The organism is Enterobacter sp. 01-M-03-SI-ECC, from assembly GCF_047530215.1.
Classification (GTDB): domain Bacteria; phylum Pseudomonadota; class Gammaproteobacteria; order Enterobacterales; family Enterobacteriaceae; genus Enterobacter; species Enterobacter chengduensis.
Genome location: NZ_JBLKDA010000059.1, coordinates 1 through 9,226, shown reverse-complemented (window position 1 = coordinate 9,226; position 9,226 = coordinate 1). Strand labels below are relative to the sequence as shown.

The 9,226-nt window shown below is 57.5% G+C and carries 10 protein-coding genes and 1 pseudogene; 1 reads left to right on the top strand and 10 read right to left on the bottom strand.

The window, feature by feature from the left end:
- A partial coding sequence (locus ACMWKK_RS25400) for an EAL domain-containing protein (RefSeq protein WP_406542956.1) occupies window positions 1–398 on the top strand: 398 nt, incomplete at its 5' end.
- A 22-nt stretch (window positions 399–420) separates the two neighbouring features.
- On the opposite strand, the pseudogene ACMWKK_RS25395 reads toward ACMWKK_RS25400, so the two are convergent.
- The 10 genes and pseudogenes from ACMWKK_RS25395 to ACMWKK_RS25350 all read right to left on the bottom strand — a co-directional run.
- Window positions 421–679, bottom strand: a pseudogene (locus ACMWKK_RS25395) (IS66 family transposase); the annotation flags it as partial.
- A gap of 49 nt (window positions 680–728) precedes the next feature.
- Window positions 729–1,067 (bottom strand): IS66 family insertion sequence element accessory protein TnpB, encoded by a 339-nt coding sequence (gene tnpB, locus ACMWKK_RS25390; protein WP_028018554.1) that lies wholly within the window; start codon window positions 1,065–1,067, stop codon window positions 729–731.
- 53 nt (window positions 1,068–1,120) lie between these two features.
- A complete protein-coding gene (fecE, locus tag ACMWKK_RS25385) occupies window positions 1,121–1,888 on the bottom strand; it encodes a Fe(3+) dicitrate ABC transporter ATP-binding protein FecE (RefSeq protein ID WP_004152282.1) in 768 nt (255 codons plus the stop codon).
- The gene (gene fecD / locus ACMWKK_RS25380; protein WP_004118246.1) at window positions 1,889–2,845 is read right to left on the bottom strand and encodes a Fe(3+) dicitrate ABC transporter permease subunit FecD; all 957 of its coding nucleotides are present in this window, start codon (window positions 2,843–2,845) and stop codon (window positions 1,889–1,891) included. It abuts the gene before it with no gap.
- Window positions 2,842–3,840 carry an iron-dicitrate ABC transporter permease FecC gene (gene fecC / locus ACMWKK_RS25375; RefSeq protein ID WP_004118243.1) on the bottom strand — a complete coding sequence of 333 codons (999 nt, stop codon included), beginning with the start codon at window positions 3,838–3,840 and terminating at the stop codon, window positions 2,842–2,844. Before fecC ends, fecD begins: the two co-directional genes overlap by 4 nt.
- Complete coding sequence (fecB, locus tag ACMWKK_RS25370) at window positions 3,837–4,739, bottom strand: Fe(3+) dicitrate ABC transporter substrate-binding protein FecB (protein WP_007898890.1); 903 nt, start codon at window positions 4,737–4,739, stop codon at window positions 3,837–3,839. The genes fecC and fecB overlap by 4 nt, the downstream gene beginning before the upstream one ends.
- 44 nt (window positions 4,740–4,783) lie before the next feature.
- Entirely contained in the window at window positions 4,784–7,108 is a 2,325-nt protein-coding gene (gene fecA / locus ACMWKK_RS25365) for a TonB-dependent Fe(3+) dicitrate receptor FecA (RefSeq protein WP_032643405.1), read from the bottom strand.
- Between the two features lie 86 nt (window positions 7,109–7,194).
- Window positions 7,195–8,148: a ferric citrate uptake sigma factor regulator FecR gene (fecR, locus tag ACMWKK_RS25360; RefSeq protein WP_023304425.1), complete on the bottom strand. Its 954-nt coding sequence runs from the start codon at window positions 8,146–8,148 to the stop codon at window positions 7,195–7,197.
- Window positions 8,145–8,666 carry an RNA polymerase sigma factor FecI gene (fecI, locus tag ACMWKK_RS25355; RefSeq protein ID WP_016151347.1) on the bottom strand — a complete coding sequence of 174 codons (522 nt, stop codon included), beginning with the start codon at window positions 8,664–8,666 and terminating at the stop codon, window positions 8,145–8,147. The genes fecR and fecI overlap by 4 nt, the downstream gene beginning before the upstream one ends.
- A 370-nt stretch (window positions 8,667–9,036) precedes the next feature.
- Window positions 9,037–9,226, bottom strand: a 190-nt coding sequence (locus ACMWKK_RS25350; RefSeq protein WP_242013471.1) for an IS1 family transposase, incomplete at its 5' end; no start/stop codon positions are given.

Genomic DNA, 9,226 nt, shown 5'->3' with positions numbered 1-9,226 from the left:
AGGCGCGGAACTCATCAAGGCGCGGGAATAAAATCCCATTCAGACGCCGGATAGATTCAAGCAAGCCAACTTGTCGTCAAAATCGGTGTTGCAAAAACGGGAGTGACCATAGATTCCGTTTGCCAAGCGGCCCCCATATTGAATGGCTGACGGTACTGGATTTCGATGAGATAAAAATAGACCGTATTTTTATTGCCAATATTGATGACCCGGTGAAGCGAGCGCTACTTGTTTCTGTGGTGAAAGGGTTACGTGGTACTGGCAAACCACTGGTGTTTGAAGGGGTGGAAACGCCAGGACAGTTTGAATTCGTCCGTTCTCTTGGCCCCGGTTACCTAGTTCAGGGCTGGTATACCGGAAAACCCGAAACAATATCTGCGATGAATATTCAGGGTTAAAACGATACGGGGCCCGGCCCGTATCGGCAACCCGACCCGTCAGCGTATCGCTTTCTGTCTGAAGCCGGTTCAGGTCGGCTTCTATCTGCGCGATGCGGCGGGAGATTTATTCAGAACGACTGCCGAAGTTCATCCGGCGAAGCTTATCCAGCTGCGCCTGCAGATGGTCTATTTCGCGCTCCCGGTCGGCCTGCTTTTCCAGCAGGGCGCGGTTCAGCGCTTCCTGTTCGGACAGGCGCTGTTTCAGCAGAAGGATGTCGTCAGGGGGAGGTGTTGTTCATAAGCCCGCATTTTACCAGGCTTATTCAACGACAACCAGGATAAAGAGGCCTACAACATGGTCAGGGACGTAAGCAGTCTTTTAGGCTGCCGCCAGTCGATGCCTTCCAGAAGCATTGCCAGCTGCGCCGGGGTCAGGAACACTTTGCCATCGCGGGCAGAGGGCCAGGCGAAGCGGCCGCGTTCCAGCCGTTTGGTCAGCAGGCACAGCCCGTCGCCGGTGGACCACAGCAGTTTGACCTTACTGCCGCTGCGGCCCCGGAAGATGAAGACATGGCCGGATATCGGGTCATCTTTCAGCATCGTCTGCACCTTTGCGGCGAGACCATTGAAGCCGTTGCGCATGTCGGTGATACCGGCAACCAGCCAGATTTTGGTGCCAGTTGGCAGGTGGTTATCACTTCCTTTATCTGTCCTGTGATGATCCTTATGACTTCGCCAGACTACTTCACCACACACATGGGTCTGCCAGATACCGGTTCGGGATGGATTTCCGCTTCTACGCTGAACACCGTCTTTAGAAGCTCTGGTTTCATCACTGCTTCCGGAGCACCTTGCGCCATCACGCGACCGCTTGCCAGTACCACCAGATGATCGCAATAGCGGCTGGCCTGATTCAGATCGTGGAGTACCGTCACTACGGTTTTCCCCTGCCTTTTGAGTTCAACCATCAGGCGCATCAGTTCAACCTGATGATTGATATCGAGGTAGGTCGTAGGCTCATCAAGAAGAATGAGTGGGGTATCCTGTGCCAGCACCATCGCCAGAAACGCACGCTGGCGCTGGCCGCCGGAAAGCTGGGTTAACCTGCGGTCAGCCAGATTGCGCGTCCGGGTCTGACTCATTGCCACGTTGACCCGCTCGTTGTCTTCCGCGGAGAGTCGCCCCCACAACGACAGCCACGGGCTGCGGCCGTAGGAAACCAGTTCCCGTACAGTGATCCCCTCGGGGGATAAATGGTGTTGCGGCAGTAAAGCCAGGCGGCGAGCCAGCTGGCGGGCGGAAAAACCGGCTATGGGTTTTTCATCAAGCAATATCTCGCCAGAGTCTGGTGTTAACAGGCGAGAAAAACAGTTCAACAGCGTCGATTTCCCGCAACCGTTAGGGCCGAGCAGGGCCGTGATTTTTCCGGCAGGCAGGGCGAGAGAAAGTCCATCCAGCACGGTTTGTGCGCCATAGCTGACGGTCAGATTTTCAGTACGTAATCTCATTTATCGCATTCTCACAAGCAGCCAGACAAACCACGGTGCGCCGATAATGGCGGTCAGCACGCCTGCCGGAAGCTCCAGCGGCGGATGAATGATTCGTGCCAGCAGATCGGCAATGACCAGCAACAACGCGCCCGTCAGGGCCGAAACGGGCATCAGCCAGCGGTGACGCCCGCCGGCGATCCTGCGCACCATGTGCGGCACGACGAGACCAATAAAACTTATCGGGCCACAGACGGCCACGCCGGTTGCTGTCATCGCGACAGCCAGCATCAGCCCCTGGAACCGGGTGCGCTGAACCGACACGCCGAGCGTGGCTGCTCGTGCATCGCCCAGCGCCAGCAGGTCGAGATCGCGACAAAAGCGCAGGCTCAGCGGCAAAAACAGAATGAGCAACGGCACGGCAATCTTCACAAAGTGCCAGTCGCGCCCCCATAAGCTACCCGTCAGCCACAGCAGGGCACTGTTTACATCCTGCGGGTGCAGGAGCATCAGGTAATCCGTCAGGCTCGCCCAGCAGGCGGAAAGCGCCACGCCGGTGAGCGCCAGCTTCATCGGCTGGTGGGTCTTTGCCAGCATCTTCAGCAAGATCAACCCCGCCATACCGCCCGCAAAGGCCAGCAGCGGCAGCACCATCACGGATAGTGATGGCATAAGAAGCAGTGCTCCCACAGAGGCAAGGCTGGCGGCATGGTTAATGCCGAGAATATCCGGTGATGCTAGCGGGTTACGCACAATCCCCTGTACCAGCACGCCCGCCACGGCGAGGGCTGCACCGACAAACAGTGCCAGCAGCAAGCGCGGCAGTCGGTACTCCATCAATACATAATAATGCTCGCGTCCGTCCTGCCAGTCGGTCAGCAGCGCGCGCCACGGCACGGGGATCACCCCCATATGGAGTGATAACAGCGCACAACCTGCCAGGGCAAGGGTGATGAAAATGACCAGCGCAATTTTCATCCTCGCCTCCTCACCAGCCAGACAAAGCAAGGACTGCCAATCAGCGCCAGCACTGCGCCTGCGGGCAGATCGCCGGGGAAGGCCAGCGCGCGTGCGAGTACATCTGCCATCAGCATCAGCGTGGCCCCCAGCAGCATGCTCACCGGCAGTACGTTGCGCTGATCGAAGCCTGCCCAGAAGCGCGCCAGATGTGGCACCAGCAGGCCGATAAACGCCACCGGACCTGCCACACTGACGCACGCGCCAACCAGAAGCAGCACTAACATATTGATGATCAAACGTAGTCTCGGCAGGTTCACTCCCAGCGTATGGGCGGTACTGTCGCTGACGTTGAGCAGGTTCAGTTGATTCGCCAGCAGCAACACGACAGGGACTGCAGTGACCACCACCGGCAAGAGCTGCCAGACATCCTGCCAGTGGGCGTGGGACACTCCGCCTGCCAGCCAGTAAAAGATGCCGTAAGCATGATCTTCGGCCAGCAGCAGGGTGATGCGGGTCAGGGCCATACAAAAGGCCGACAGCGCGATACCCGCGAGGATCAGTTTGTTTCTGTCCTGGGTATGACGAAACCCGCCTCCTGCGGTCATGACCAGCAGCCAGCTCACGCCGCCCCCGCATGCCGCGATGAACGACAGGGAATAGCCTGCAACCGGCGTCGGACTCAGCGCGCTGGTAAGCGCCATAGCCAGCGCCGCGCCGCTGTTAATGCCGAGCAGTGAAGGAGAGGCCATTGGGTTGTGGGTCAGGGTTTGCAGCAGCGTGCCCGCGAGCGCCAGGCTTGCGCCGATCAGAACGGCGACCAGGCTTCGCGGCAAACGAAGGTTTTGCACCAGCGCTTCTGGTAGCGTTGGCGTGTGTCCAGGCAGCAGGGCGCGGATTGCGTCTGCTCCGGAAACAGGAATGGCCGAGTAGCAAAACAGACTCAGCCAGAAAATAATAATAAGTACTGCAACGGGAAGCCCCCACAGCAGCACCGGGTGTTTTAGCGCGGTCATTTCACATCGGTAAGCGGCTGATGGTGGAAGATTTTTACCGTGTCAGCGGCAATACGCTCTGCGGCAAAAATACCGCGCATCCGCGCCCAGGCGTTACTGTCGACTGAAGCAACCTGCTGCTTCTGCGCGGCGGTTAATATCTGCCAGAGCGGATCTTGTTGCCAGCGTTTAACAATGCTCTCTTCGCGATAGTGGGCAACCAGCAGCCAGGCAGGATTGACCGCCAGCAGTTGCTCCAGGCCGATGGACGGCATGGACGCGCCCGCCATCGCAGCGGGAACGTTCAGCCCCAGAGAAGCCAGCACGCTGCCGGTCCAGGTCTCCTGGGTATGCAGGTTGAATAGCTGTTCGCGTGATGTGCCAAAGGCCACGCGTGTCCCTGTGGGAAGCTGGCTGGACCACTGCGCCATCTTCTCTTTATGTTGTTCCAGACGCGCCTGCATCTCTCGTTTTTTACCTACCACTTCGCCGATGATAGCCGCTGAGTGCAAATTTTCAGCGTAGGTTTCGTTGCGGGACTTAAGCAGCAGTACCGGCGCGATTTGCTGCAAGGCAGTGTAAATCCCCGCATGGCGACTGCTGTCGGCAATGATCAGGTCTGGTTTCAGGGCAGCAATGGCTTCCAGGCTCGGCTGCGCGCGCGTTCCGACGGACTGCCACGGTTTCAGGTGCGCACGCACTTCGGGCAGGATGCGTTTTGCATCGTTATCGTCGGCAATACCGATCGGGCTGACGTCCACGGCGGCCAGCGCATCGGCGAACGAGAGTTCCAGCACCACAATCCGTTGTGGCGTTTTATCGAGTGTAAACGTGCCGTGTTCGTCCTGAACCGTGGCGGCAAAGGCGTGGCCGATCACCAGCAGCAGGCCTGCAAAAAGAAAACGGATAAATGCCAACATAGTCACATTCCAGCTAAAAGCCCGGCAAGCCGGGCGTTAACACATCAGAACTTCAACGACCCCTGCATATACAGCGTGCGCGGCTGGCCTGCGTAGATGCCTTTGTTGTTGTCGTCATAAGAGCGGATGAAGTAGTCCTGGTCGAAGATGTTTTTCACACCGAACGCCAGGTTCAGATCTGCCATCTGCGGGCCAAAGTCATACGCCACGCGTGCGCCCCAGAGCATGAAGCCGGGAATGCGGCCGGTACTGCCGTCGGCGCTCTCTTTCACCGTATTGGCGTTATCCGCAAACTGGCTGGACTGGAAATCGCTGTTCAGATTGAACGTCCAGTTGCCCGGCTTGTAGTCCACGCCCAGCGTGCCTTTATGTTTCGGGGAGAATGGCACCTGATTGCCATAGGTGTCGCCTTTCTCGCGGATTTCCGCGTTCACATACGCATAGCTGGCGTAGACGGAAACGTTATCAAGCGTTGGCGTTAGCGTACCCAGGTCGTAACGTGCCTGCGTTTCCAGCCCGGTATGGCGCGTTTTGCCACGTGCAGTGACGGTGTCGTTGGTCTGGTTGGAGTCGTACTGATTGTTAAAGTTAATCAGGAACAGCCCCATTTCCGCCGTCAGCGCGCCGTCATCGTAGCGGGTACCGAGTTCCCAGGTTCGCGCTTTTTCCGGTTCCACATTGCCGCTTTGCACAGCCTTGCCAATCTGGCTGTACTGTACGGTGCCGAACGAGCCTTCAGTGTTTGCATAAAGATTCCAGCTATCAGTCAGGTGATAGAGCACGTTCAACGCCGGAAGCGGTGCGTTATAGCTCACCTCTTCGTGCGTGCCTTTGATGGCGTTGTTCTGGTATGACTCGATATGTTCGAAACGCATACCCGGCGTGATGGTCCAGTTGCCGATGTCGATTTTGTCATCCAGATACCAGGCGTGCGCCTCGGTGCCGGAACGCGTGTCGCGGTCGTAAGGGCTTGAGCCGGACGGCAACTGCCCGCTGCTGGTGGCGGTGTAGTAACGCATTTCATGCGTTGATTCATTCACATAGCGATAGCCCACGCCCACTTCGTGCGCGGAAGGGCCGATCATAAAGCTCTGGCTGTAGCGTGGCTCAATACCGCGCACCCAGTAGATACGCGGCGAGAGGGTGATGCGTTTGCCTTGCTCCAGGTAGCCGCTGCGCAGGGTTTGGGTGTAGAACCCCTGAATGTTGAATTTATGCTGGCTGTCCGGCTGGAACTGGTAGCCCAGGCTCGCCAGCTTGCGACGGCCCCAGAAGCGGTCATACGGGCGGGTGGATTGCCAGCGATCGGCGTCGTAATCCGCGCGGGACAGGCCGCCGGGCATGTCGGCTTCACCATCGTAATATTGCAGCAGGCTGTTGAAGGTGTGCACCTCATTCGGCGCATATTTGCTTTTCAGCATCAGGTCGTCGATGCGGGTGGCGCTGTGCTCGCGCCAGTCACTGCCGCGCGTGCCGGAGTAGAGCAGCGCGGTGCCAAAACCGTTGTCCGCTGTGCCGCCCACCATCAGGTTGTGCGTCTCTTTCGGGTTGTTTTGTGAAGAGGTTGGGCTGAGCTGACCTTCCACCCCCGCCTCGATACCAAAGTCCTGCGGAATGGCGCGGGTAACAAAGTTCACCACGCCGCCCACGCTCTGCGGTCCGTAACGCACCGCACCACCACCGCGCACCACGTCAATGGCATCCATGTTGCCGAGCGAAACGGGAGCCAGTGAAAGCTGCGGCTGACCGTAAGGGGCAAAGGGGACGGGGATGCCGTCTATCAGGACGGTCGAGCGGCTGGCGAGGCGTGGGTTCAGGCCCCGGATGCCAAAGTTCATCGCCAGGTCGTGGCTGCCGGTGCCGTTGTTTTCCGGCGCGCTGACGCCAGGGATGCGGTTAAGCACCTCACGCATGGTGGTTGCGCCGGTTTTGGCGAAATCCTCACGGCGGATCACGTCACGCGCGCCAGCATGTTCAAATACGTCGTTTTCACGCGCATCGCCCAGCCAGTCGCCGACCACGGTCAGGGCATCTTCTTTTGGCGCGGGCGCGGTCTCCAGCGTCCAGCTGTTATTTCTCAGCGGTTTTACCTGCAGTCCGCTGCCGTCCAGCAGTTGTTGCAGGCCGCTCTCGACGTCGTAATCTCCGTGCAGGCCGTTGCTCTGCTTGCCGCGCGTCAGGCTGGCGTCAACCGAGAGGGTAATTCCGCTGTGTGCGGCATACTGATTGAGCGCTTTGTCGAGCGATCCCGGTGCGATATCAACCTGTGCAGCAAAAGCGGAAAACGAGAGACCGGCCAGCGGCAGCAGGCTCAGGCGAATGGCGTTAACCAAAGGTGTTGTTTTACGAAAAACGCGTAACGGCGTCATACCTTCTCCATCATCATTTTTGTTGTGTTCAGCTATGAGTCGAACGAGAAGGGTAAAAAGGACAATCGAAATGAGAATTATTTTTCTTACAGCGGTGAAATGTTTATCCAGTACCGCGTAATAGACTGAATTTTAACGGGAAGCGTTTGAGCGATAACGTTCAGGATCGCATCGGTATTTTTCAGCGGGAACGTCCCGCTCAGGCGCAGCCCGGCAACGGCGGGATCGCAGCGCAGCACGCCGTTGCGGTAACGGCTTAGCGTGGCTATCACCTCACCCAGCGGTTTATCGCTGAAGCTCAGGATGCCCTTCGTCCAGCTTGTACTCTCGTCATCCAGCGGTTTCACTGCGCCAAACTCAGAGGCGCTGAACTGCAGGCTTTCACCAGCGTTCACGATGCGTTTTTGCGCGGGGGCACTGGCGAGAAGCACTTCCACGGCGTGCTGCTGCACGTCAAGCTGCGTGAAATTATCCTGCTGGCGGACGGTAAATTCTGTCCCTAAAGCGGTGAGTTGGCCCTGACGGGTCAGGACGCGGAAGGGGCGTTGCTGCGCATCTTTCGCGGTAGTAATGGCGATTTCACCGTACCAGAGCCGGACGGTGCGCTGATGCGCATCAAAACGCACATCCGCCGCGCTTTGGGTATTCAGCGTGAGCAGGGAGTCATCTTCCAGTTGCTGACGGCTGACTGCGCCTTTGGCGGTGCGGTAATCTGCCCGCAGACCTTCGCCGGTTTCCGACTGCCAGAGTTGCCAGCCTCCGCCAGCGCCGAGCAACAGCAGTAATCCTTTCATCACGTGACGGCGGGTGAGGCGGGTATCGTGCAGCGCCCGGCTGGCAACGTCGCCAGGCACACCGCCAAGCTGGTTGCGCAGGTTTTCAACCTGCTGCCAGGCCCACTGGTTATCCTGATCCTGTTCATACCACTGTTGCCAGCGCGCTTCCTGTTGTGGGCTGACGCGCTCGCCGCTTAGCACGGCATACCAGTGGGAAGCTGAACGCAGCGCCTGACGGCGGGAATCGGTTAACGAAGGATTCATAACCCATGCTCCAGACGAAACAGCAGGCAGTGCTCGACGGCTTTCGCCACGTATTTTTTCACGGAGCTGACGGAAACACCGAGTTTGTGCGCAATCTCGCTGTATGTCAGGCCATCCAGTTGCGAAAGCAGAAACGCTTCACGTGTTTTTCCGTTTAGCCCGTCCAGCATGCTGTCGACGAGTTGTAGGGTCTCGAGCTGGCTTTCGCGTTCCTCAGGTGAAGGCGCTACCCCCTCCGGCATAAGCGCCAGCATCTCCAGATACGCTTTTTCCAGCGCGTTTCGGCGAAACAGGTCCACCATCACGCGTTTGGCGATAGTGCACAGGAAAGAGCGAGGATCGCGGATCGTCGAGAGCGTTTCGCTGCTCATTACCCGCAAAAAAGTGTCCTGGGCAATGTCATCTGCATCAAAGGCAGACTGGAGTTTGCGCGTCAGCCAACTTTTCAACCAGCCGTGATGGGTGCCATAAAGCGACTCGAACGTTAAGGAAGCTGTGGAAGTGGCACGGTCAGACATGCGGAGTGCATCAAAAGTTAATTATCACGTAGCCATATTAATATGAGAATGGTTATCATTACAATTGGAAATAAAATTGTTTCCAATAAACATTTTTAACATGTTGTTTTTCTAAGTGTTATAAGGTAGGTATAAAATGGGATGGATCCTCTGCTTCTGGCATCTGTCGGTCAGAATGACATCATGATGTGGTCTGCTATTATTGACATCCTCCCCGCCCTTTAGGGCGGGGAGGATGTCAACTATGAGTGTTGCCTGAAATGTCGCCAGCCCCCGGTACAGCAGAAGTATCTCGGGCTTTCTGCGTTTGCTCCTGGTGGGTATGGCCCCCGCAAGCGGGGGTTATTGCTAACTGGGTAATGACTCAAAATTATTGATAGTGTTTTATGTTCAGATAATGCCCGATGACTTTGTCATGCAGCTCCACCGATTTTGTGAGCGACAGCGACTTCCGTCCCAGCCGTGCCAGGTGCTGCCTCAGATTCAGGTTATGCCGCTCAATTCGCTGCGTATATCGCTTGCTGATTACGTGCAGCTTTCCCTTCAGGCGGGATTCATAC